18 protein-coding genes are annotated in these 22,760 nt (G+C 73.7%); all 18 read left to right on the top strand.

Going from position 1 to position 22,760, the window contains the following annotated elements; translation table 11 throughout:
* Genes ACH4TL_RS35700 through ACH4TL_RS35615 form a run of 18 tightly spaced genes read left to right on the top strand, consistent with a single transcriptional unit; the run spans window position 1 to window position 22,759 of the window.
* Entirely contained in the window at window positions 1-2,265 is a 2,265-nt protein-coding gene (locus ACH4TL_RS35700) for a phage tail sheath family protein (RefSeq protein WP_398324836.1), read from the top strand.
* A 38-nt stretch (window positions 2,266-2,303) separates the two neighbouring features.
* A complete protein-coding gene (locus ACH4TL_RS35695; protein WP_009720918.1) occupies window positions 2,304-2,759 on the top strand; it encodes a phage tail protein in 456 nt (151 codons plus the stop codon).
* A gap of 1 nt (window position 2,760) precedes the next feature.
* Window positions 2,761-4,254, top strand: coding sequence for a phage tail sheath family protein (locus tag ACH4TL_RS35690; RefSeq protein WP_398324833.1), 1,494 nt, complete (start codon window positions 2,761-2,763; stop codon window positions 4,252-4,254).
* Window positions 4,251-4,769, top strand: a complete 519-nt coding sequence (locus ACH4TL_RS35685; protein ID WP_398324829.1) for a phage tail protein — start codon at window positions 4,251-4,253, stop codon at window positions 4,767-4,769. Before ACH4TL_RS35690 ends, ACH4TL_RS35685 begins: the two co-directional genes overlap by 4 nt.
* 5 nt (window positions 4,770-4,774) lie before the next feature.
* Complete coding sequence (locus ACH4TL_RS35680) at window positions 4,775-4,960, top strand: putative phage tail protein (RefSeq protein WP_398324826.1); 186 nt, start codon at window positions 4,775-4,777, stop codon at window positions 4,958-4,960.
* The gene (locus tag ACH4TL_RS35675) at window positions 4,957-5,628 is read left to right on the top strand and encodes a LysM peptidoglycan-binding domain-containing protein (protein WP_398324824.1); all 672 of its coding nucleotides are present in this window, start codon (window positions 4,957-4,959) and stop codon (window positions 5,626-5,628) included. Before ACH4TL_RS35680 ends, ACH4TL_RS35675 begins: the two co-directional genes overlap by 4 nt.
* A 10-nt stretch (window positions 5,629-5,638) precedes the next feature.
* On the top strand, window positions 5,639-6,820 hold the full coding sequence (locus ACH4TL_RS35670) for a phage late control D family protein (RefSeq protein ID WP_398324821.1): 1,182 nt from the start codon (window positions 5,639-5,641) through the stop codon (window positions 6,818-6,820).
* Between the two features lie 2 nt (window positions 6,821-6,822).
* The gene (locus tag ACH4TL_RS35665) at window positions 6,823-7,518 is read left to right on the top strand and encodes a phage baseplate assembly protein V (protein ID WP_398324818.1); all 696 of its coding nucleotides are present in this window, start codon (window positions 6,823-6,825) and stop codon (window positions 7,516-7,518) included.
* The gene (locus ACH4TL_RS35660) at window positions 7,515-7,937 is read left to right on the top strand and encodes a GPW/gp25 family protein (RefSeq protein WP_398324814.1); all 423 of its coding nucleotides are present in this window, start codon (window positions 7,515-7,517) and stop codon (window positions 7,935-7,937) included. Before ACH4TL_RS35665 ends, ACH4TL_RS35660 begins: the two co-directional genes overlap by 4 nt.
* Window positions 7,934-9,874, top strand: a complete 1,941-nt coding sequence (locus ACH4TL_RS35655) for a putative baseplate assembly protein (protein ID WP_398324811.1) — start codon at window positions 7,934-7,936, stop codon at window positions 9,872-9,874. Before ACH4TL_RS35660 ends, ACH4TL_RS35655 begins: the two co-directional genes overlap by 4 nt.
* Entirely contained in the window at window positions 9,871-11,928 is a 2,058-nt protein-coding gene (locus tag ACH4TL_RS35650; RefSeq protein ID WP_398324808.1) for a putative baseplate assembly protein, read from the top strand. Before ACH4TL_RS35655 ends, ACH4TL_RS35650 begins: the two co-directional genes overlap by 4 nt.
* The gene (locus tag ACH4TL_RS35645) at window positions 11,925-13,877 is read left to right on the top strand and encodes a phage tail protein I (RefSeq protein WP_398324805.1); all 1,953 of its coding nucleotides are present in this window, start codon (window positions 11,925-11,927) and stop codon (window positions 13,875-13,877) included. Before ACH4TL_RS35650 ends, ACH4TL_RS35645 begins: the two co-directional genes overlap by 4 nt.
* Before the next feature lie 13 nt (window positions 13,878-13,890).
* Window positions 13,891-15,165: a hypothetical protein gene (locus tag ACH4TL_RS35640; RefSeq protein WP_398324802.1), complete on the top strand. Its 1,275-nt coding sequence runs from the start codon at window positions 13,891-13,893 to the stop codon at window positions 15,163-15,165.
* Between the two features lie 2 nt (window positions 15,166-15,167).
* The gene (locus tag ACH4TL_RS35635; protein WP_398324799.1) at window positions 15,168-17,165 is read left to right on the top strand and encodes a hypothetical protein; all 1,998 of its coding nucleotides are present in this window, start codon (window positions 15,168-15,170) and stop codon (window positions 17,163-17,165) included.
* The gene (locus tag ACH4TL_RS35630; RefSeq protein WP_398324796.1) at window positions 17,162-18,298 is read left to right on the top strand and encodes a hypothetical protein; all 1,137 of its coding nucleotides are present in this window, start codon (window positions 17,162-17,164) and stop codon (window positions 18,296-18,298) included. The genes ACH4TL_RS35635 and ACH4TL_RS35630 overlap by 4 nt, the downstream gene beginning before the upstream one ends.
* Before the next feature lie 2 nt (window positions 18,299-18,300).
* A complete protein-coding gene (locus tag ACH4TL_RS35625) occupies window positions 18,301-18,831 on the top strand; it encodes a hypothetical protein (RefSeq protein ID WP_398324793.1) in 531 nt (176 codons plus the stop codon).
* Window positions 18,828-20,651, top strand: coding sequence for a hypothetical protein (locus ACH4TL_RS35620; RefSeq protein ID WP_398324790.1), 1,824 nt, complete (start codon window positions 18,828-18,830; stop codon window positions 20,649-20,651). The genes ACH4TL_RS35625 and ACH4TL_RS35620 overlap by 4 nt, the downstream gene beginning before the upstream one ends.
* 5 nt (window positions 20,652-20,656) lie before the next feature.
* Window positions 20,657-22,759: an ATP-binding protein gene (locus ACH4TL_RS35615; protein ID WP_398324787.1), complete on the top strand. Its 2,103-nt coding sequence runs from the start codon at window positions 20,657-20,659 to the stop codon at window positions 22,757-22,759.
* The last annotated feature ends 1 nt before the right edge of the window (window position 22,760 follow it).

The raw sequence follows: 22,760 nt of genomic DNA, 5'->3' as shown, positions 1-22,760 counted from the left end.
ATGGCGGAGTATCTGAGCCCCGGGGTCTACATCGAGGAGGTCGATGCGGGCCCACGGCCGATCGCGGGGGTGAGCACCAGTACGGCCGGAATGGCCGGGGTCACCGTGCGCGGCCCGTACAGCGGCAAGCCCAAGCTGGTCACCAACTTCCTCGAATTCCAGAACACCTTCGGCGGCTTCGTCCCCGAGCCGGACCCCTCGATCCGGGACACCTGGGCGGGCGATCCGGCCGAGGGCGGCCGCTGGTGGCTGTTCCCGCTGGCGGTCAAGGGGTTCTTCGACAACGGAGGCCAGCGGCTGTACGTCAAGCGGGTAGCCGCCAAGCAGGCGACACCGGCCTCGCGCGCCCTGGGCCACGGGCTGGTGAGCCCGATCGCCGGAGACGCCGCCAAGGGTGCCACCCGTCTGGAGCTGGGCCATCTGATCGGATTCACCGGCGTCGGGCAGCAGATCCAGATCTTCCGCGGCGACGACCAGCAGTCGATCCACACCGCCGGTGTCGCCGCGTACGACGCGACCGCCCGCCGTATCGAACTGGACGCCGCGCTGCCCGCTGAGGTCAGGACGGCCCGCGGCGACTATGTGCAGATCGGGACGCGCAGCGCGGAGGAGACCCTGGAGTTCACCGCCGTCAGCCCCGGATCGTGGGGCGCGGGCGTCCAGGTGCGGATCCAGCCGATGGCCTCCGCCGCGCTGCCGGTGCTGCCGGATCCGCAGGAGGGCGCGCTGTTCGTCACGCAGCTGGCAGCGGACGCCGACGCGGACAGCGAGACGGTCGAGGTCGCCGCGCGGACCGGGCTCGACCCCGACGACCTGCCCGCCGACGTCTGGGTGCAGATCGGCTCCGCCCGGTTCAAGGTCCAGCTCGGTCAGCCCGCGGACGGAAAGGTCACGCTGACCCTGCCGTCCGGCGCCTCCCACGAGGCATGGCGCAAGGGGCTGCTGGTGCGCCGTGTGCGCCGCGGCAACACCTCGGCCGGGCCGTCGCTGCGGGTCGGCGGGGCGAGCAGGCTGTACCAGGGCGCCGTCGTCCAGCTCGACGACGGCACCAGCCTGACCATCCGCACCGTCCAGTCGGTCGCCGCGGACCTCGTCACCCTGGACGGGAACGTACCCGGCACGCTGTTCGAAACCGACCGGCTGCACCTGGTCGAGGCGCAGGTCGACGCCCGGTTCACCGACCCGTCCGGGGCCCAGGTGACCGAGTCGTACCCGGGCCTGCGGCTCACCGGCGACGCGCCGTCGAACCTGGTGACCACCCTGGCCGCCCGCTCACAGCTGGTGCGGGCGACGGCGCTGTCCGGCCTGTCCACCGACCCGGCGAAGTTCCCCGTGCCCGCGGTCGGCTCCTGGCTGACCCTGGAGGACGGCGACGACGCGTACGGAAGCCTCAGCGTCGCCGACTTCGTCGGCGAGGACGGCGGCAGCGGCAAGCGCACCGGGATCGCCTCCCTGGAGGACATCGACGAGGTGGCCGTCTGCGCGGTGCCGGGGATGTGGTCGGGGACCGTTGAATCGGCCCTGATCACCCACTGCGAGCTGCTGCGGGACCGGTTCGCGATCCTCGATCCGCAGGACGGCCTGGACACCGAGGGCATCCTTGCGTTCCGCGAGCCGTTCGACACCAAGTACGCGGCGCTCTATCACCCGTGGCTGGTCACCCGCGACCCGTCCACGGGCCGCGACACCGAGGTGCCGCCGTCGGGTCACATGGCCGGGATCTACGCGCGCACGGACGTGGAGCGCGGCGTGCACAAGGCCCCGGCGAACGCGGTCATCCGGGGCATCCGGCTGACCGACGGCATCGCCCAGGACGTCACCAAGCGCCATCAGGACCTGCTCAACCCCAAGGGCATCAACGCGCTGCGGTTCTTCCCCGGGATGGGCCACCGGGTGTGGGGCGCGCGCACGCTCTCCTCGGACAGCTCGTGGAAGTACGTCAGCGTCCGGCGGCTGTTCCTCTATCTGGAGGAGTCGATCGACGAGGGCACCCAGTGGGTGGTGTTCGAGCCGAACGACGAGGCGCTGTGGGCCCTGGTCCGCCAGACCGTCACCAACTTCCTCACCACCGTCTGGCGCAGCGGCGCGCTCGCCGGGACGACCGCCGACGAGGCGTTCTTCGTGGCCTGCGACCGCACCACGATGACCGAGGACGACCTGGCCAACGGCCGTCTCATCTGCGTCATCGGGGTCGCGCCGGTCTTCCCGGCGGAGTTCGTGATCTTCCGGATCCAGCAGAAGACCCGCGAGAGCCAGCTCGCCTGAGTGCCCGACCGAGGACCGAGGACTGAAGAGAGGCCACCATGCCGCCCGTTACCAGGGACGATCCGTACGCGTCCTACAACTTCCAGATCATCGTGACCAACGTCAGCGACGACGGGGTCGCGGTGAGCGGGTCCTTCACCGAGGTGAGCGGGCTGGAGCTGGAGGTTCCGCCGATCGAGTACCGCACCGGGAGCGAGGACATCACCGTCCGCAAGATCCCGGGGCTGAAGAAGTTCACCAACCTCACCTTCAAGCGCGGCATCACCGGCCACGTCGGCTTCTGGAACTGGGTGGTCGAAGCGCTCAACGGCAAGGTGCGGCGCACCTCCGGGTCGATCGTGCTGCTGGACGAGAACCGCCAGGAGGCCATGCGCTGGAACTTCGACCGCGGCTGGCCGACCAAGTACACCGGCCCCACCCTCAGCGCCACCAAGAACGAGATCGCCATGGAGACCCTCGTCCTGGCGGTCGAGAAGCTGGAGATCGACGCCTGACATGGCCGGCGAAGCGCTTCCCGGCGTATCCCTGACGTCCGCGGCCCGTGGACCCGGACCGGAGCCGCTGCGCACGGACGTGGCGGCGTTCCTGGGCCGGCTCCGCCGGGGCCCGGTCGGCACTCCGGTGCGCGTGGAGAGCTGGAACGACGTCGTGGCCGCCTTCGGACCGCCGGACGGCGCCTTCGCCACCCCGTACGCACTGCGCGGCTTCTTCGAGAACGGCGGCCGCACCGCCTGGGTGCTCCGCGTGTCCGGGCCCGCCGCCACGGCCCGGGCCCGGTGGGCGGCCGGGCCGCTGAGCGGACTGGCCGCCACCGGCTTCGAGGCGGTCGCCACCAGCCCCGGCGCATGGGCCAACGGCGCGCGCGTCGCCATCCGTTACCAGGCCAGTACGGTCGCCGGGCCGCCCACCGTGGGTGTACGGGTCATGCTGCCCGGCGAGCCGCCCGAGACCTTCCCCGGGCTGCCGCTCGCCGAGGTGGCCGACCGGCTGACCGCGTCCCGCTACATCCGGCTGGTCCCGGACGGGCCGCCGCCACCGCCGGACCGGCCAGGACCGATCACGGTGTCCTGGGACCTCACCCTCGCGGGCGGCACCGACGCGGCGCCCGACCGCGACGCCTACGAGGTCGCCGTGACCGTACAGTCCGAGCTGCCGGAACCGGCGCTGGTGGCGCTGCCGGACCTCGGCACGGACCTGTCCGGCACCGCCCACACCGACCTGGTGCTCGAACTGCTCCGCGCCATCGAGCCGTCGCACGACCGGCTGGCCGTGCTGGACGTGCCGCCCGGTCTGGCCTCCGTGGACGCGGCGGCCGATTGGGCGGAGTCCCTGACGGCCACCGGCGACGGCGGGCTGCTCGGCTGCGCCGCCGTGTACCACCCGCCGCTGCGCGTCCCCGACGGGCACGAGCTGCGGACCGTACCGGCGTCCGGACACGTCCTCGGCGTCATCGCCCGCCTCGACGGCGAGCGCGGCGCCCACCACACACCCGCGAACGCCGTGATCCTGGAGGCGGTCGACCTCGCCGCCGAATACCCCGAACCACAGCAGGTCCGGCTGTTCGACGCAGGGTTAGACCTGATCCGGTGCACCCGCGGACGGGGGCTGATGGTATGGGGCGGGCGCACCCTGTCCGCCGACCCGGGCACCCGCTACATCGCGCACCGCAGGCTGGTGCACCTGCTGGTGCGGGCCATCCGGCGGGCGGCGGGCCCGCTGGTGTTCGACGTCAACTCGCCCGAGCTGCGGCTGACCCTGGTGCGGGCGCTGACCTCAGTCCTCCTGTCGGCCTTCCGTGCCGGGGCGCTCGCCGGTGACCGCCCCGAGCAGGCGTTCCGGGTGGTGTGCGACGACACCAGCAACCCGCCCGAACAGGACCCGGGGCAGCTGGTCTGCGAGATCGAGGTCGCCCCCGCGGTCCCCATGGAGTTCATCCGGCTCCGTCTCGTACTCGGCCAGGACCGAGACCTGGAGGTAATCGAGGCATGACCCTGGACCCCCTGCCCAAATACCGCTTCCTGGTCACCCTCGACCCCGGCGACGCCTATCTGCCGCCCGCGCAGGCACTGCTGCTGCCGCTGGCCGCGTCCGGCGCGTTCCAGGAGGTCACCGGGCTCGGCGCGCAGCTGGAGGTGACGAGCTACCCGGAGGGCGGCCGCAACGACTCGGTGCACCAGCTGCCGCTGCGCCACTCCTGGAACCGCATCACCCTCAAGCGCGGGGTGGTGCGCGACCCGGGGCTGTGGTCCTGGTACCAGGCCGGGCTCGCAGACTCGCTCGGCGCCCGACGCGACGGCGCCGTGATCGTGCTCGGCCCGGACGGGGTGCCCGGCGCGGCGTGGGCCTTCCACGGCGGGCTCGCCGCCAAGTGGAGCGGCCCTGACCTGCACGCGGAGCAGAACGCGATCGCCGTCGAGTCGCTGGAGATCGCCCACGAGGGGCTGACGAAGGTCCTCCAGGACACCGCGGCGGACGCCCTGTCGCGCCTGGGCCGGGGGAGGTGACGGGCATGCCGAAGGTGACCATTCACCAGCTGGAGGTCCGGTTCCAGGTGGACGGCGACGACGGCGCGGTGTTCACGAAGCTGTTCAACCAGCACATCCAGGCCTGGGCGAAGCTGTACGAGGACCAGTGCGACCGCGCCCGACGCACACAGAGCGAACGCAGCTTCGGCGACGGGGAGGCACAGCCATGAGCGTGACTCCCGTGTCCTTCGCCCGGCAGGGCGCCGCCCGCGCCCGGCTGGAAATCGTCCGCCCGGTGATCGCCGACGAGCGGCAGCGCCGCATCCCGCTGCGGTTCAACCCCACCGACTACAAGCTGAGCAAGAGCAACACCTTCGCCGAGATCACCATCCCCGGCCTGGAGACCCCGCCCCTGCAATACGTCCGCGGCGGCACGGAAACCCTTACTGTCCAGGCGCTCGTGGACACCTCCGACACCCTGGAGAACGTACGGACCGCCTACGTCAACGCGCTGCGCAACCTGCTGCGGCCCGACAGCCGCGAACACGCGCCACCGGTCGTCCGCTTCGTCTGGGACGAGGAGGTCTTCACCGGTGTCGTGGAGAAGCTGGACGTCAACTACCAGCTGTTCCGGCCGGACGGGGTGCCGCTGCGCGCCATGCTGGACCTGACGCTCAAGGAGTTCCGTACCGCCGCCGTCCAGGTCGCCGAGACACCGCGCTCCTCGCCCACGGTGGAGAAGAGCTACGTGGTGCGCCGCGGCGACACCCTCAGCTCCATCTCCGCCGCGCTGTACCGGCGGCCCGACGCCTGGCGGGAGCTGGCCCGCGCCAACGGCATCAGCGACCCGCGCGACCTGCGGCCGGGGCGGGTCCTGACCGTGCCCCGGCTGCCATGAGGAGGCCGCGATGAGCACCCCCGCACCCGAGGTGGCGCCGCCCGACCGGTACGCGCCCGAGTTCGACGTGCGCATCGAGGGCCTGGAGATGGACCCGTCCACCAAGAACGACATCATCGACATCAAGGTGAACCGGGACATCGACGAGATGTCCGGCTTCGATCTCACCCTGAACAACTGGGACGACGCCAACCTGCGCTTCAAGCACAGCGATTCGCCGGACTTCCGGCTCGGCGGCCGGGTCTCGGTCCGGCTCGGCTACGCCGACAAGCTGCTCACCGTCGCCACCGGGACCATCTCCACGCTCAGCCCGAAGTTCACCGACGGCGCCTCGCCCACCGTGCAGGTCAGCGGCGTGGACGGGCTGCTGCGGCTGAAGGACCGCAAGCCCACCGAGAACGAGACCAAGATCTACCGCAATCTGCCCGACTGGCGCATCGCCGAGCAGATCGCCCAGCGCAACCACTTGCGCATCGAGGTCACCCGGGAGGGGCCCACCCACGACGTGGTGGTGCAGAAGAACCAGGACGACGCCACGTTCCTGCTGGAGCGCGCCAAGCGGCTGGACTTCGACTGCTACATCCTGCCGGACGCCAAGACCGGCGAGGACACGCTGTACTTCATCAAGCCGACCGACGGCCGCGACGGCCGCCCGATCCGGGTGTACCGGCTGGCGTACGCACCGGGGTTGAGCACCGGCCCCACCGGCCAGCCCGCGGGGCTGATCCCCAACCTGATCGAGTTCACCCCGACGCTGACGGTGTCCCAGCAGGTCAGCAAGGTCACCGTGCGCGGCTGGGACCCCCGTACGAAGCAGGCCATCGCGTTCACCGCGACCGCCGAGAACCTGCCCGCCGGGCAGAACACGGCCGACGGGCAGAGCGGGCCGCAGGCCGCCGAGTCCACCCTTCAGGGCCGCCAGGAGGTCATGGTCGACGCGCCGGTCGGCAGCGACCAGGAGGCCCGCGAACTGGCCATCAGCCTGCTGCGCGAGCGCGCGTACGAGTTCATCACCGCCACCGGCAAGCTGGCGGGCCTGCCCGAGCTGCGGCCCGGCGACAACCTGGAGATCTACGGCCTTGGCCGCCGCTTCTCCGGCACGTACTTCGTCAAACGGGTCGAGCACACCCTCAACACCAGTGGTTTCTTCACCCAGTTCACCGCACGGCGGATCCATCAGGGGGACCAGTGACCATGCGGGGCACGCCACGCGCACGCTCCACCGACAAGCGCTACTACGGCGTCGTCGAAGCGCTCGTCGTGGAGAACGAGGGCGACGACGAGGGCCAGGTCAAGCTGAAGTTCCCCTGGTTCGACGACACCACCGTCACCGACTGGATCCGGGTGAGCCAGCTGTACGCGGGCAACGGCTACGGCTCGGTGTTCGTGCCCGAGAAGGGCGACGAGGTGCTCGTCGCGTTCATCCACGGCGACATGCGCTACCCGATCGTCCTGGGCGGCCTCTACAACGGCGAGGACAAGCCGCCGACCGCCCGCACCGGCGGCCGCGACCAGAAGATGATCCGCACCAAGCACGGGCATGAAGTGGTGCTGGACGACACCGAGTCCAAGGCCGCGGTACGGATCACCTCCGCGGCCGGACACGTGGTGGAGCTGGACGACCAGGGCAAGGCGATCCGCATCACCGCGGCCGAGGGCGGCAGCGTCACCGTGACAGCCCAGGGCGACATCACCCTCAAGGCGCCCAAGGTGACGCTCGACTCGCCCTCCATCGATCTCGGCGGCGGCGCCACCGAACCCCTCGTCCTCGGCAACGCGCTGCTCCAGGCGTTCAACACCCACACCCACCCCTCAGGCGCCGGGCCGACCGGCCCGCCGACCCCGCCGCTCACCCCGGCCGTGCTGGCCACGAAGGCGAGGACGGCATGAGCGAGGAATTCCTCGGCACCGGCTGGCGGTTCCCGATCCTGCCCGACTCCTCCGGGCGGCTCGGCTACGCCGTCGGCGAGGACAGCATCGAGCACTGTCTGCGGGCGCTGCTGCTCACCGGCACCGGCGAGCGCGTCATGCGGCCCGACCTCGGCACCCGCGCCCATGAGCTGCTGTTCGCGCCCGGCAGCGTGCAGAACCTGCGCGACCTGGAGCAGTCGATCGCCGCCGCCGTCCGCGACCACGAGCCACGGGTGGAGCTGGAGGAGGTCCGCGCGGAGGCCGACCCGGCCGACGAGTCGCGGATCACCGTCTCCGTCGTCTACCGCGTCCGGCGCAGCAACACCAAGGCGAACCTGGTGTTCCCGTTCTACACCGGGCTCACGGGCCTCACCGGATCCACCGGGGGGACACCATGACGCTGCCCGCGCCCAAGCTGGACGACCTCACCTGGGCCGACATGATGGCGGCCATCCGCCGCCGCATCCCCGCCGAGTCCGACGGCACCTGGACGCTGCACGCGCCCGTCGACCCCGGCGTCACCCTCCTCGAACTCTTCGCCTACCTCCTCGAACAGCGGCTGTACTGGCTCGACCAGGTGCCGGACGCGCTCGTGGTCGCCATACTGCGGCTGCTCGGCCTCGAACCGCCGCACCCCGCACGCCCCGCCGCCACCGTGCTGCGCCTCGCCGCCCGGCAGGAGGGCACCGCCGTGCCCGTCGTCCCCGCCGGGACGGCGCTGACCCGGGACCCCACGGGACGGATCGCGTTCACCCTGGACGACGACGTGGCCGTCCTCCCGCTCGCCGAGGGCGGCGAGATCACCGTATGGACCGACCGCGACCGCACCGCGGACCTGCGGGCCCGCCGCGGCATCGCCCTGCTGGCGAGCGACGGCGCCCCGGCCGAGGTCCGATTCACCCTGCCGCTCACCGGGGCGGACCCGGTACCCGGCCCGATCTGCCTGCTCGTGGAACTGGACGCGCCCGCCGCGTGCGTACCGTCGTGGCTGCCCGGGGCGGTTGACGGTGTGCCGCCGCCCGCCGAGCTGGCCTGGTCCTGGTTCCGGCCGGGCACGGACATCACCGGCAGCTTCGAGACGGTCGAGGACGGCACGGCCGGGCTCCGCCGCTCCGGTGTCGTACGGCTCCGTCCCCCGGCCGACTGGACCACCCAGGACACCGGAATCCTGGTGTCGACCCCCGCCGCCACCTACGCGGCCCCGCCCCGCCTCCTCCAGCTCGCCGTCAATGTGTCCGCCGCACACCACCGCACGCACCGCACCGCGGACGGCACCGACCTCCAGGAACAGATCGACGCCTGGCTCAGGCTGCCCGGACAGCACCTCGTCCTGCCGGACGCCGCCGACCGCCTCCTGGAGGCCACCCTGCGCCTCGCGGGCCAGGAGTGGCAGCCGGTTCCGGACTTCACCTTCGGCGCACCGGCCGACCGCGTCTTCGTGCTCGACCGGGCCGAGGGCGCGCTGGTGTTCGGCGACGGCCTCACCGGACGAGTCCCCCGCCCCGACCCGGATGTACAGGTCGCGTACGTGACCGGCGGCGGCAGCGACGGCAACGGTGGCATGACCGCCAACTGGCTCCCCGCCCAGGACCTCGCCGAAGCGGTCTCCGCGGCCAACCTCGTACGGGCCGAAGGCGGCACGGACCCGGAGACGATTCCCGAGGCGCGGCAGCGCGCGGCCGCGTCGCTCGGCGAGGTGACCCGCGCGGTCACCGCCGACGACCACGTCACCCTGGCCCGTACCACCCCGGGCGTCGCCGTGGCCCGCGCCTACCCGGCCCTCGGCGCGCACCCCGGCTTCCCGTGCGCCACCGTGCCCGGCACGGTGACCGTCCACATCGTCCCTGCCGCACCCCGGGACGACCTCGCCCGCGAGGACTTCGTCGCCGCGCCGCTCCCCGACCCGGGCATGCTGTGCGCGGTCGCCGCCCGCCTCGAACAGGCGCGGCTGCTCACCTCCGAGGTCTTCGTCCGCGGGCCCCGCTACCGCGATGTCGCCCTGCGCGTCGACCTGTCAGGCGACCCGGCCGACCGCACCCGCGTGGCCACCGCGGTCACCGCGGCGCTGCGCCGCTTCCTCGACCCGCTGGTCGGCGGCGACGACCAGGACGGCTGGCCCTTCGGCCAGCCGCTGCGGCCCTCGGCCCTGCTGCGGGCCGCACAGCGGGCGCTGGGAGACCTCGCCGACGTCGCCGCCGTGGGCATCGGCCTCGACGGGGCCGACGCGGACGAGACCTGCGACGAAGTGCCGCTCGGCGCCGGGGAGCTTCCCGTCCTGCGCACGGTCCGCACCCGGATCGTGCCCGCCGTCGAACCGGGGGAGGGGCTGACATGACCGGCGACGTGTGGTGGGAGCGGGACGCCGGGGAACAGGACCGGGCGGACGGGCGGACCGTGCCGGGCCCCGGGCCCAGCGGCGTACAGCCCGAACTCGTCGACGCGACCCGCGAGGCGGTCCGTGCCGCCGTACGCGGCCGTATCGCGGGCTACACCCCGGACTGGACCGACCCCGACCGCCAGGACGCCGGTGTCGCGCTCGTCCGCCTCTTCGGCACCCTCGCCGAACCCGTACTCGGCCGCGTCAACCGGCTCCCGGAGAAGGCGCTCGCCGAACACCTGGCCACGGCGGGCGTGCGGCGGCGCCCGGCCGGAGCGGCGGCCGCGCTCCTCGAATTCACCGTCAACCCGCCCGACGGCTCCTCCGTGCTCGTCCCCGCCGGGTTCCAGAGCGCGGCGTCCACCCCGGCCGGGCAGGTCGTCTACGAGACGGACCAGGACCTGTACGCCACCCCGGCCACCCTCGGCGCCCTCGCCGTCCAGGAGGCCGGACGGCTGGAGACCCTGCCGCTGGGGCCGTCCGGGCCCAGCCGCCCCTTCGCGCCCTTCGGCCACGACCCGGAGCCCGGCAACGGGCTGTGGATCGGGCTCGCCGGACCGGCCGGACCCTATCCACGGCTGTCGCTGGGCTTCGTGGTCGTCGCCGCGCCTCCCGCGCCCGCGGCCTCCGGCGGGCTGACGCCCCTGCCGCTGCCGCCCGCGCCACTGCTGCGCTGGGACGTACTCGACGGCACCCGGCTCGTCCCCGCCGAGGTGATGGGGGACTCCACGGCCGGGTTCAGCGCGGGCGGCACCGTCGAGTTGCGCGTGCCGCGCTCATGGCAGCCGGGCACCCCGCCCGGCACCCGGCCCCGGCCCCTGCTGCGCTGGCTGCGCCTGCGGATCGCGCACGGCGCCTTCCCCGGACCGGCGCCGGTCCTGTCCGGGCTGCGGCTCAACGTGGTCACCGCCACCGCCGCCCGCACCATCCGCGACGAGCCGCTCCAGCCCTTCGGGGACGGCACGGTGACCGGGCGGCGGCGCATGAAGCTCAGCCAGGTGCCCATCCTCGCCGGGTCGGTGGTCATCGAGGTCGACGACGACACGGGCGGCGACGTGTTCGGCACCACCGCCGGAACCGCCACCCGCTGGCGCGAGGTGGAGAGCCTGGCCGGATACGGCGCCGACGACCGGGTGTTCACCGTGTACCACGACAGCGGCGAGGTGAACTTCGGCGACGGCGTCAACGGCATGGCCGTCCCGCCCGGCTTCCGCAACGTCCGCGCCGTGCGCTACCGCGTGGGCGGCGGCAGCGCGGGCGCCGTACGGGCGGGCGCCGTGAGCGGGGTGGTGACCGCGCTGCCGTACGTCACCGGCGTGGGCAACCCCTTCCCGGCATCCGGCGGTACGGACGCCGAACCCGACGCCGACGCCATGCGCCGCGGCGTCGGCGAACTCCGCGCCCGAGGGCGGGCCGTGGCCCCGGCCGACTACGGGCAGGTCGCCCTCCGTGCGCCCGGCGCCTCGGTGGCCCGCGCCCGCGGCGTACCCGGGCTGCACCCCGACTTCGCCGGGGCGCCGATCCCCGGCGTCGTGGGCGTCCTCGTCGTACCACCCGTGCCGCCGGACGACGACCCCGTCGAACCGCCCGTCCCCACCGCCGCAACCCTGCGTGCCGTCGCCGACTTCCTGTCCCGTCAGGCCGCGCCCGCCGGGGTCACCGTGGTCGCCGCCCCCGCACCGTACGTCCGCGTCGGGGTGGAGTCCTGGGTCACCCTCGACCCGGACCTCGACCGGGCCGCGGTCCTCGCCCGCGCGGGCGACGCGGTGCGCACGTACCTGGATCCGCTGCGCGGCGGGGAGGACGGCGCGGGCTGGCCGTTCGGCGGCGCGCTGCGGCACACCGCGCTGGTCCGCGCGCTCCTCGCGGTCGACGGGGTGCTGGCCGTCACCCGGCTCTCGCTCACCGTCGACGGCATGCGCCTGCCGCCCTGCACCGACCACGCCCTCCCGCCCCACACCCTGATCTGGCCGGAGCGCCCGCTGCTGATCCCGGTAGGAGACCAGCCATGACGTGCACACCGCACCCCGCAACCTTCCGGCTGCTCGACGCCTACGTCGGCTGGGACGAGCAGGAGGCGCAAGGCATCGTCGGCTTCGACGACCCGTCCGGCCTCCGCCTCGCCCACCCCGGCACCGCGCCGGAAGGCCCCACCAGGGCCCAGCTGCTGCCGTGGTTCCCCGACCCCCGCCTCGCGCCGGGCTGCGGGCCGTGCGCCTGGTATCTGCTGGTCCCCGGCGAGCGGCGGCTGCTGCGCCGCGACGCCTGCGGTGCCTTCACCCCCGTCTGGCCGCCCGGCTGCGACCCCGGCCTGCTGCGCGCGCCGGTGTCGGTCGCCGCGCGCGGACACCGGCTGGTGGTCGTGGACTCCGGCCGTGTCCTGGTGTGGCACCGCGAGGGCGCGCGACTCACCGGGGTGATCCGGGTCGGGCGGCCCCGCTGGGCCGCCCCCGCACCCGGCGACGAGATCCTGGTGGCCTGTCAGGGCAGCACGGACCTGAGGCGGTACGACCCGGCGGGCCGCTTCCGCGGCGTGCTCCGCACCGGTGCCCGCGGCGAGGTCATCGGCCTGCGCACCGGACCGGAGCGGACCGTGTGGCTGCTCACCGACGACGACGGACGGCTTACGATCCACCGGGGCGGCCACCGCGGCCCATTCCGCACCGCCACCGTGGACGAACTGGCCGCTGCCCTGCCGCCGTCCGCCCTCACCTCGGCCGACGACGACGGGTTCTGCCTGGGCGAGCAGAGTCCGGACGGCCCCACGACCACCTGTTACACCTGGCAGGGCCTGCCCCGGGACCCCGTGCCGCCCGCCACCGACGCGTACGAGGCGAGTGGTTCGTACGTCACCGCCCTGATCGACAGCGGCATCTCGCGGTGCCGCTGGCACCGCGTCCGGGTGGACGCCGACGTGCCCGACGGCACGGCCGTCGCCGTCCGGATCGTGGTCAGCGAGGACGGGCGCTACGACGACAGCGACTGGCAGGCGTCGGCCCCGGGCGTGACCGACTTCCTCGTGGACCAGCCGCCCGGCCGCTTCCTGCGGCTGGCGCTGCGGCTGTCCGGCGACGGCGCCGCGACCCCGGTCGTACGCCGCGTCCGGCTGGACTTCCCCCGGGTCACCAGCGCCGATCTGCTGCCGCCCGCCTTCCGTGAGGACCCCGCGGCCGACGACTTCACCGAGCGCTTCCTGTCGCTGTTCGACGCCACGCTCGCCCAGCTCGACCGGGTTGTCGAGCGCTATCCGGCACTCCTCGACCCGGCCGGGGTCCCGGACCGGGTGCTGCCGTGGCTGGCCGGGCTGCTGGGCCTGTCGTACGAGGCGGGCTGGGACGCCCGCATCCGGCGCGAGCTGCTGGCCGCCGCCCCGGAGCTGTACCGGCGCCGCGGCACACCGTGGGTGCTGCGGGAGGCGGTCCGCATCGTGTTCGGGGTGACCCCGGTCATCGACGAGCTGGCGACCGACCGCCGCTGGGCCCATCTGCGCGCGGCGGTCGGCGGCTCCGGGCCGGTACAGGACCAAGGGCTCGGCGCCATAAGGCTGTTCGGCCGGTCGGCGAGCCGCTTCCGGGTCGGCGGCTCGGCGCTCGGCGCGGCGCCGCTCCGCGCGTTCGGCGCCCCCGACAGCGACCCGTTCACCGCGCACGCCCACCGCTTCCGGCTGGCCCTGCCCGCCGGATCGGCCGACGGGACGGCGCTCGCGCGGCTGGTGGAGCGGCAGGCGCCCGCGCACACGGTGGGGTCGGTACGGACCGGGGGCGCGGGGTTCGTGGTCGGGGCGCGGTCCACGGTCGGCGTGGACACCGCGTTCGTCCCGCTGCCCGCGCCCGTACTGGGCGGAACGAACCCCGTGCGGCTGGGTCGCGACGGGGTGCTGAGGCCGGGGCCGAGAGGGTTGCGCCGAGGGGTGGGCGTGGGAGTCGTCTCCGCCGTCGGTGTGCATACACAGGTGTCGTGAGAGGACGGGGCGGATGACGGAGACAGAGACAACACGGTCGGGCGCCGAGGAGTTCGACGCGCCACCGCTGCGCAGGCTGCGGTACTTCCACGGCCAGATGCTGGGCGCGCGGGACTTCCAGCGCGAACAGGACTACCACCGCGAGAAGCTGAAGCTGCGCATGCGCGCTCTGCTCGGCTACGGCGTGGTGTGCGGCCTGTACGTGGAACCGGTACCCCGGGAGGAGGACGACTGCCCGCCGGACAGCGGAGAGGACACGCCACCGGCCGAACAGAGCGCTGAAGAACAGCGGCACACCCAGCGCAGGGCCAAGGTGACGATCAGCCCCGGCCTCGGCGTGGACTGCGACGGCAGCGAGGTCGTGGTGCACGGCGGCTGCGCGATCGACCTGTGGAAGGCGCTGCCGCCGCACGAACGGGACACCGACACCGTCTGGGTCGGCGTCGAGTACGCCGAGCGGCCCGTCGAACCCACCCGCGCCGTCTACAACGACGCCTGCGCGGACACTTCGGACTGCGAGTTCGGCTGGACGGAGGAGTGCTACACGGTACGGGTCACCGGATGCGAGCCACCGGAGGACGAGCGTTGCGACACCTGCTGCTCATCCTGCGAGCACAAGGTGCTGTGGCTGGCCCGGATCGACTGCGTCGACTGGTGCGAGCCGGTGCGCCGCGACCAGATCCACATGAACGTGCGCCGCCCCTTCGGCCGCCATGTGCCCACCGTGATCACCGGCATCAACTGGATCCACGGGCACACCTACACCATCGACGAGGCCAAGGCTCTCCTCGGCACCCAGGACGAGGACGGCGGCCTCGTGGTGCGGTTCTCCTCCGGCGTACGGACCGACACCCTGCGGCCCGGGGTGGTGGAGCTCCAGGTGATCGAGGGCGGCAGCGGACGCAACGCCTCCACCTGGTACATGGGCGGCAGGTTCGCCGAACCGGACACCGAAAACACTGAACCGGACACCGAAAGCACCGAACAGGGCGCCGCATGCGGCGAGTTCACCGAGCAGTTCCGCTACCGCCAGACCACCCGCGAGACGTTGCAGGACGGCGACCGCCTACTGATCACCGTCCGCGCCGCGTTCCTCCTCGACCGCTGTTGCCGCCCGGTCGACGGCACCCACGTCGGCGGACGCGTACCGACCATCGACCACCACAACACCCGGTCGGCCGCGCACGGCGGCTGCGACCTCCCGCCCTCGGGCATCGGTCCCTGGACCTCCGGCACCGGCGCGGGCGGGGACGTGTTCGAGAGCTGGTTCTTCGTGAAGGAGCGCTGATCATGCGAACAGACTGCGGATGCGGCTGCGGTGGCGACGCCACCCGGACCTCCGCCTTCGTACGTCCTCGCTTCTTCGCAGGGCAACTGCTGACCGAGGACGACCTCAGCCTGCTGGTCGAGTACACGACGGCGAAGCGCAGACTCCACAACCGGTCCCTGTACGGGCCCGGCGTCATCTGCGGCCTCGGTGTCACCTGCGACCCGTGCGGCGGCGGAACCGTGGCCGTCCACCCCGGGCACGCCCTCGACTGCGCCGGGAACGACATCGTCGTGTCCTGCACCGAACGCGTCGACGTCACCGCCCTGGTGCGGGAGCGGCGCGTCCAGGCCCTCGGCGTGGACTGCGGCGAGGAGTGCGACGACGACGACGGCGGCCGCGGCTACGGACTCTATGTGCGCTACCAGGAACTCCCCGTCGAGCCGGTGGCGCCGTACGCCACCGAGGAGCCCTGCCCCTCACCGGGCTGCGTGCCCTCCCGGGTCCAGGAGGGATTCCAATTCGTCGTCAGATGCGACGACTCCGAGGACCACCGCCACAACCCCGGCACCCGGCTCCTCGCCACCATCGGTGACCTCGCACGCGCCGACCAGGCCCGCACCCGCGACCGGCGGCTCGGCCACTACGCCGACGCCCTCACCCTCGCGTCCACCGGCACCGGCCGCACCTTCCGCTTCGACGCCGCCGACGCACAGCGGTACGCCACCGCCCTGGCATGGCTGCGCGAGAACGCGGGCGGCGAGGGCGCGCCGCCCCCGCCGACGGCCCGCGAGATGACCGAGCACCTGCGCGGGCTCGCCGCCGCCGTCGCCCGGTTCGACACCTACGACGCGGCCGGACAGGACCAGCTCCGGCAGACCTACCCGGACCTCGCCACCGTGCGGGAGGCCCGCGGCGCCCTGGGCACGGCGTGCGAACGGCTCCGCGGCGCCGACCTGGAAGCCGCGTGGCCCGACCCACTGCGCCGTACGATCGCCCGGGCCGTCGTCACCGAGACCGCCGCCCGGGTCGTACCCGAGCGGGGCGACCCGGACGCGCCGCTCGAAGTGCGCATGCTCGCCCAGGGCACCCCGCTCGGCCACGCGCTGCGAGTGGAGTTCCGCGCGGACCTCGGCGTGATCCGCGAATGGCTGCTGTGCCGCCTGGACCTGGCCGACGGCCTCGCCGACTGCGCGCTGCGCCAGGAGACCGCCGCCACCGACGTACCGCCGCCGCTTCCGGCCCCGCCTCCGGACAGCACCGAGACGGCCACCGTCGCCGAGGTGCAGCAGATCGCCGAAGCGGCCGCCACGCTGGCCACCGCGGTGCGCCGGTTCCTCACCGACGCGGCGTGCGCCACGCTGAACCCGCCCTGCGGCGACTGCACCGACACCGACGTCCTGCTCGCCCGCGTGGAGCTGGACGGCTGCGACGTCGTACGGGTCTGCTCCGCCACCCGGGAACAGGTCCTGCCGGGCGGCTCGGCCTACGGCGAATGGCTGCCCAAGCTCTACCGGCTGCGTGAACTCGCCGAGCGCGTGTGCTGCGAGCCCCTGCCGCAATACCAGAAGCCCACCCTCCCGACGGAGGGCCCGGTGCCGCGCCCGTACGCCGACGAGCTGCTCGGCGACTGGCCGCGCACCGGCGACCTGGAGGAGATGCTGTCCCTGCTGCTGACCCCCGCGCCCGGCGAGACCCCGCCCAAGGCGCTGCACGAACAGGTCTACACGACCCCCAGTGAAGTCACCGACAGCATGCAGGAACTCGCCCGCCTCAGGACCCAGGTCGCCGATCTCACCGCCGCCGTGGAGGGCCTGCGCTCCCACATGGGCAGCGCGGAGACACAGGTCGCGCACCTGGAGGAACGCCTCACGGAACGCGATGGCACACCGGACGCGGACTCGACCGGGGGAGGGGCAGCGGACCAGGCACCGGACGGTACGGACGAGCCGCCCAAGCCCCCGGTCAAACGCGCCCGGTCGCCCCGCACCCGTGGCCAGAAGCCCGGTGAGACGTCATGACGGGCCCGCTGCGCCCCGCCTTCCACGAGGGCCAGGTACTGGCCGCGGCCGACCTGTCGGCCACGGTGGAGTACGCCCGCGGACCGGACGTCCGGCACGCCCGGCACCTGCACGAATGGGGCATCGCCGAAGGGCTCGGCCTCGTCACCCAGCCCCGTACCGACCCGGCCACGGGCGACCGTTACGTCGAGGTGAGCGTGTCGCCGGGGATCGCCGTCGACGGGACCGGCCGCGAGGTGGTCGTCACCGAGCCGGTGGTGCTGCGCGAGAGCGACTTCGACGAGGTCAACGGCGCGGACCAGGTGACCGTCGAGCCCTACCCGGTCTTCCTCACCGCCGCCGACCGCGAACCGGACCGGTCCGCCGCTCCGGTCTCCTGCTCCGGCAGCGCCACGAAGACCCGGGTGGAGGAGTCGTACCAGCTCCTCTTCGGGCGCCTCGGTGACGAGCGGCTGGTCGCGGAGCAGCAGCCGCCCGCGATCGGCACTCCGCCGGCCGATCCGCCCGTCCGCTGGCTCATCCTGCTGGGCTACGTGCAGTGGACGGACGGCCACTTCAGCGGCGTCGTGACCGAGGCGCGCGGCGTCGCGGCGCGGTTCGTGGGCGTACGCGCGGACAGCGTCTCGGCCGCCTCCGGCGCGCTGACCCTGCGCACGGCCCCGGAGGCCCAGGAGGGCAAGCCGGCGCTCGTCCTGTCCGGCGGCGATACGCCGAACCTGGTCTTCGGCCTGTACCAGGGCGGCGGCACGGTCGCCCCGCTGATGACGGTGGCGGCCAACGGCAACCTCACGATCGAGGGCAGCTTCAGCGGCGGGCCGCAGACCGGCAGCACGCTGGTCGTGTCCGGGACCGCCACCGACGGGATGCTGCTGCCGCTGCCGTCCGGCGTCACCCCGGAACAGATCGCCGACGGACGGGTCGTGCTCCACTTCCATCTGGCCCCGCGCACACCACCCTTGGCCAAAACGGAGCTGTACAGCCCGGTGGAGACCGCCGTGGACGGCGACCGAAGGCTCCGGTGCCGGGTGCGCCGGTACGACCCCGTCGCCGCCCCGGGGGAGGTCGCCGAGCAGCCCGGGTCGGCCGACTTCCTGGTGGTGGCGACGGTCGCGGCGACGAACGGCGGTGGCTGACGATGGCACTTCACGTGGTGTACGCGATCGGCACCGGCCACGTCGTGGGCGCCCTGGCCCGGACCGGCGCCGACGCCCCGGCCGACGCGGCCGCACTCGTCGGACGCGCGCTGCCGTTGCGCGTCTCCCTGGGCGACGGCAGCATCGCGACCCTGCCGCTGAGCGCCGGAAAGCTCGGCGTGGCGGCCGTGGACGACGAACCCGGAGCCCTCGCCGATCCGTTGGCCTTCGGCGTCGAGCTGACGTCCGAGGACAAACCCAAACCCGAGCTGGTGCGCCTGGCGGGATGGGACGACGGCGTCGCGCTGGCCAAGGACGGGATCACCATCACCGTGCAGGTCCCGGCGAACCGCCCCACTCCCGTGGTCGCCATGATCTCCGACGAGCAGGACACTCATGTGCTCACCGGGGAGATCGCCGCCCAGCAGACCCAGGTGAAACTGCCGGTCACGCTGGTCGCGGGCAGTGTGCACGGGGTGCTGGTGATCGCGGCGGGCTGGGCGGGCCACCTGACGACGGAGAAGGTGACATGAGCGCCCCCACCGCGCCGACCACCGGCGGAACCGGCGAGACCGCCGACATCACGGTGCACCGGTGCACCGTGACGGTGGTCCGGCGCGGTGGGTGGAGCTGGGGTCCGGATCCGCGCGGCCTGGTCCGCCAGGTGGTGGACTCCCTCCCGGAGCTCCTGGCGGACCACTTCGCCGAGCGGCTGGGGACGGACGGGCCGGATGTGGAGATCACCGAACCGCTGACCGTCACCGTCCGGCCGGGCCGGAACGGAACCCTCGCCGGGGCGACGAGCGGCGGACCGCCCGTCGAGGTCCACTTCGCGCCCGTACCGATGGTGGAGATCCCAGCCGACGCTCCCGACGCCGACACCGGTGCCCTGTCGTTCGAGGAGTCCTTCGCGGCGGTGCCCGGCCCATGGACCGTCCCCAGCGCCACCGCCCTCTTCGCCGAACTCGCCGAGCGCGGCGAACTGGACGCGCTGCTCGCGCTGCTGCCGGATGCGTCCGTACGGGCCTATTTGCCCGCCCTCCTCCGCGCTGACGACACAACGGCGGCCACCCGGCTGCTCGCCGAACTCGTCCGGCGCGCCCTGGCCACCGGGCCCGCCGAGGCGCTGCCCGAACCGCTGCGCACAGCGGTCACGGGCACCGACGCCACCGACCTGCCCCGGGCACTCGCCGCGTACGCAGCGTCGGTGGGCCCCGAGGAGGCGCTACGGCTGGCCCGGACCCTGAACGGTCCGTCCGACGTGTCCGCACAGGAACCGCCCGCCACCACTCCGGGTGCCACCAGCGCGCCGCGACCCGAATCGGCGGGCGGCACCGCGATGGCGCCACGCACGACCGACGAGGTACGGGTGTGGTCCGCGCTGCCCTTCCTCCTCGCCGGGCCCCTGGCCCGCATCGGCTACCTCGACGCGATCGGCCCCGCCCTGGCAGGGCTCGAACTCGCCGAGGACGCACCGCTGTTCGCCACGGCCCTCGCGTACAAGGTGCTCGGCGCGACCGCGCGCGGCTGGCGCCGCTCCGAACGGGACGCCGAGGCCGCGGCCGCCTTCGCGGGCCTCCACCCGCCCGTCGCCGAGGAGCGGCTGACCGCCTTCGCCCGCCACGTGCGACCCGCGCTCCCGGTCCTCGACGGCGTCCTCGCGCTCTCGGTGTGCCGCGGCCACGACCCCGCCGACCCGCTTCTGATCAGGGGCGCCGACGACGCGCTCCTTCTGGTCGACGCCCAGGGCATGTTCCCCATCGCCTGGGCCACGGACGCCGCCGGGCTGCTGCCGTACTGGCAGGCGTGCGGGCGGCCGACCGTACTGCTCTGCGACGGGCCCCTGCCGCCCGGCACCCTGCGCGACCTGGTCTCGGGCGGCGTGCCGTACCTCACCGGCGTACGGCCGCTGCGTGGCGATCCGGCGGCGCGGCTGCCCTGGCGCACCCCGCTGTGGGCCGCCCCCGGCACGCCGCCCGACCCGCGCCTCGCCGCCGAACTGCCCGCCCACGCCGAGTGGTTCGACGGCCTGCTCACCGCCCTGGTCGCCGAGCGCCGGGCGGTACCGCTCGCGCCGGACGGCGGTCTGGAGCGCACCGTCACCCTGGCCGCCGCACTGGGCCTCGCCACGATCTCCTGGACGCTGTGGCGCGACCGGGAGACCCCCGACCCGCTGCTGGCTCTGAACCGCTTCGCCGACCTGGAGGCCACGGTGCGGTTCGAGCGCGCGGCCGTCCGAGTGCGCGTACCGATGGGACGGCGCCACGCGGACCTCCTGCGCGGCGGCCTGCTCGCCGACGTGCCCGACGTGGTCTGGCTCGGTGGCCGGACCCTGACCTTCTCGGCCGGGTGAGGCACATGGGCGAACCAGCGGTGGAACACCTGCGGCTCCGGCTGGCCGACGCACACCGGGCGCTGCGCGCAGCCGTCGAACGGCAGGCACGGCTCGCGGCCCGGCTCACCCGGCCCGACCTCACTCCGTACTGCGTGACCGACGAACAGGTCGACGTCCTCCTCGGCGAGGTGCACGCCTTCACCGACACCATGGCCGAGGCGTACGTCCCCCAGCAGCCGGAGCCGGACGCCGAACGCGACCTGCGGCGACGGGCGTCCGCCGGTGGAATGACTTTGCCCCTGGACGCCCTCGCCACCCGCTTCGGCCTGACCCGCGCGGAACAGGACGCGCTCCTGCTGGTCGCCGCGCCCGAACTGGACCGCGGCTACGAGCGGATCTACGCCTACATCGTGGACAATCTGAACCGCCGACTCCCCAGCGTCGAGCTGCTGGTGACCGTGGGCGCGGACAGCGCGGCGGCGCGCCTCGCCCTGCGCCGCTCCCTCGGTCCGGCCGGGCCCCTGCGCCGGTACGGTCTGCTGCGCGCCTACGGCGAGGCCCCGGTAGAGCTGGCCCGGGAACTGGTCCTCGGCCCCGGGGTGCTGGACTTCCTGCTGGGCTGGGGCGGCGACGTAGGACTCCTCGGCCACGACCCCGGCGAGGTCGCGCCACCCGAACCCCGCGTCCTTTCCCCGTACCTCTCGTCGGACGAACTCACCCGCCTGGGCCGAGCCCTCGCCTCCGGCCACATCGACCTGGCCGGGCTGTGGGGCTGCCCGCCCGACGGCCAGCTCGACGCCGTCCAGGCACTGACCCAGGCCGCGGGAACCCCGTTGCGGACCCTGACCGCCGACCCCGAGGCCGATCTGCGGACGGCCGCCGCCCTGGGCGCCGTCCTGTGGATCCCCACCGACGACCTGCACGGCGAGCAGCGACGGCCCCACGCCGACGCGCTCTCCGCCGCACTGCTGCGCTCGCGCGTGCCGGTGTGCCTGACCGGACTGAAGCCGTGGCGCCCCGCGGGCCTGCTCGCCGCCCGCGCGTACGCCGAACTCACCGTGCCTGTTCCCGGATTCACCGACCGCCGCGCCATGTGGTCGGCGGCCCTCCCGGACCTGAACGGACCCCTCCTGGAAGACCTAGCCGTCCGCTACCGCATGAGCGGCGGCGAACTGCGCGCCGTGGCTTCCGTCGCCGACGCCGGAGCCCGTCTGGCTGGCAACGGCCGCCCGGCGCCGGTCGCCGACCACGTCGAGCCCGCCATCGCCACCGTCACCCGGGGGCGCAGCGGCAGCGCCGTCCACTCCATCGTGCCCCGCCGCACCGTCGACGACCTGGTCCTGCCCGACGTCCAGTTCCGCCAGATCCTGGAGATCGCCTCGGCCTTCCGCGCCTGGCCCCGGATCGCCGAGAGCTGGGGCTTCGCCCGCCGTACGGGACACGGCGGAGTCAAGGCGCTCTTCACCGGGGAACCGGGGACCGGCAAGACCATGTCCGCCGAGATCGTCACCGGCATGCTGGGCCTGGAACTGCTCAAGGTGGACCTCGCCCAGGTCGTCTCCAAGTGGGTGGGGGAGACGGAGAAGAACATGGAGACCGCGTTCCGGCAGGCCGAGGAGAGCCACGCGGTGCTGCTCTTCGACGAGGCCGACGCCCTGTTCGGCAAGCGCGGCGAGGTGAAGCACGGCACCGACCGGTACGCCAACCTGGAGGTCGGCTACCTCCTCCAACGCCTTGAGGCCAGCGATGGCCTGGTGATCCTCACCAGCAACCTCAAGGACAACATCGACCCGGCCTTCACCCGCCGCTTCCACTTCGTCGTCCACTTCCCGCGCCCGTCCGCCCCCGAACGCCGCAGACTGTGGCGCATCGCCTTCCCCGAAGAGGCCCCCCTCGCCCCCGATGTGGACCTCGACGCCCTGGCCCGCCTCGACATGACCGGCGCGGGCATCACCGCGGCGGCCCGCACCGCCGCCCTCTCCGCCGCCGACGCCGACAGCGCTACCATCGGAATGCGCCACATCGTCCGCGGCGTGGCCCGCCAGTTCCAGCGCGAGGCCCGCCTGCTCCGCCCGGCCGAACTGGGCCCCCACGCCCACCTGCTCGACGACGCGACCCAGGGGTGAA

This window comes from Streptomyces sp. NPDC021115, from assembly GCF_044333065.1.
Taxonomy (GTDB): domain Bacteria; phylum Actinomycetota; class Actinomycetes; order Streptomycetales; family Streptomycetaceae; genus Streptomyces.
This window is presented reverse-complemented; position numbering and strand designations above follow the sequence as displayed.

Excerpts from the sequence above, each read along its gene's own strand:
- ACH4TL_RS35700 (WP_398324836.1), top strand. The coding sequence starts at position 1 with ATGGCGGAGTATCTGAGCCCCGGGGTCTACATCGAGGAGGTCGATGCG.
- ACH4TL_RS35695 (WP_009720918.1), top strand. The coding sequence starts at position 2,304 with ATGCCGCCCGTTACCAGGGACGATCCGTACGCGTCCTACAACTTCCAG.
- ACH4TL_RS35690 (WP_398324833.1), top strand. The coding sequence starts at position 2,761 with ATGGCCGGCGAAGCGCTTCCCGGCGTATCCCTGACGTCCGCGGCCCGT.
- ACH4TL_RS35685 (WP_398324829.1), top strand. The coding sequence starts at position 4,251 with ATGACCCTGGACCCCCTGCCCAAATACCGCTTCCTGGTCACCCTCGAC.
- ACH4TL_RS35680 (WP_398324826.1), top strand. The coding sequence starts at position 4,775 with ATGCCGAAGGTGACCATTCACCAGCTGGAGGTCCGGTTCCAGGTGGAC.
- ACH4TL_RS35675 (WP_398324824.1), top strand. The coding sequence starts at position 4,957 with ATGAGCGTGACTCCCGTGTCCTTCGCCCGGCAGGGCGCCGCCCGCGCC.
- ACH4TL_RS35670 (WP_398324821.1), top strand. The coding sequence starts at position 5,639 with ATGAGCACCCCCGCACCCGAGGTGGCGCCGCCCGACCGGTACGCGCCC.
- ACH4TL_RS35665 (WP_398324818.1), top strand. The coding sequence starts at position 6,823 with ATGCGGGGCACGCCACGCGCACGCTCCACCGACAAGCGCTACTACGGC.
- ACH4TL_RS35660 (WP_398324814.1), top strand. The coding sequence starts at position 7,515 with ATGAGCGAGGAATTCCTCGGCACCGGCTGGCGGTTCCCGATCCTGCCC.
- ACH4TL_RS35655 (WP_398324811.1), top strand. The coding sequence starts at position 7,934 with ATGACGCTGCCCGCGCCCAAGCTGGACGACCTCACCTGGGCCGACATG.
- ACH4TL_RS35650 (WP_398324808.1), top strand. The coding sequence starts at position 9,871 with ATGACCGGCGACGTGTGGTGGGAGCGGGACGCCGGGGAACAGGACCGG.
- ACH4TL_RS35645 (WP_398324805.1), top strand. The coding sequence starts at position 11,925 with ATGACGTGCACACCGCACCCCGCAACCTTCCGGCTGCTCGACGCCTAC.
- ACH4TL_RS35640 (WP_398324802.1), top strand. The coding sequence starts at position 13,891 with ATGACGGAGACAGAGACAACACGGTCGGGCGCCGAGGAGTTCGACGCG.
- ACH4TL_RS35635 (WP_398324799.1), top strand. The coding sequence starts at position 15,168 with ATGCGAACAGACTGCGGATGCGGCTGCGGTGGCGACGCCACCCGGACC.
- ACH4TL_RS35630 (WP_398324796.1), top strand. The coding sequence starts at position 17,162 with ATGACGGGCCCGCTGCGCCCCGCCTTCCACGAGGGCCAGGTACTGGCC.
- ACH4TL_RS35625 (WP_398324793.1), top strand. The coding sequence starts at position 18,301 with ATGGCACTTCACGTGGTGTACGCGATCGGCACCGGCCACGTCGTGGGC.
- ACH4TL_RS35620 (WP_398324790.1), top strand. The coding sequence starts at position 18,828 with ATGAGCGCCCCCACCGCGCCGACCACCGGCGGAACCGGCGAGACCGCC.
- ACH4TL_RS35615 (WP_398324787.1), top strand. The coding sequence starts at position 20,657 with ATGGGCGAACCAGCGGTGGAACACCTGCGGCTCCGGCTGGCCGACGCA.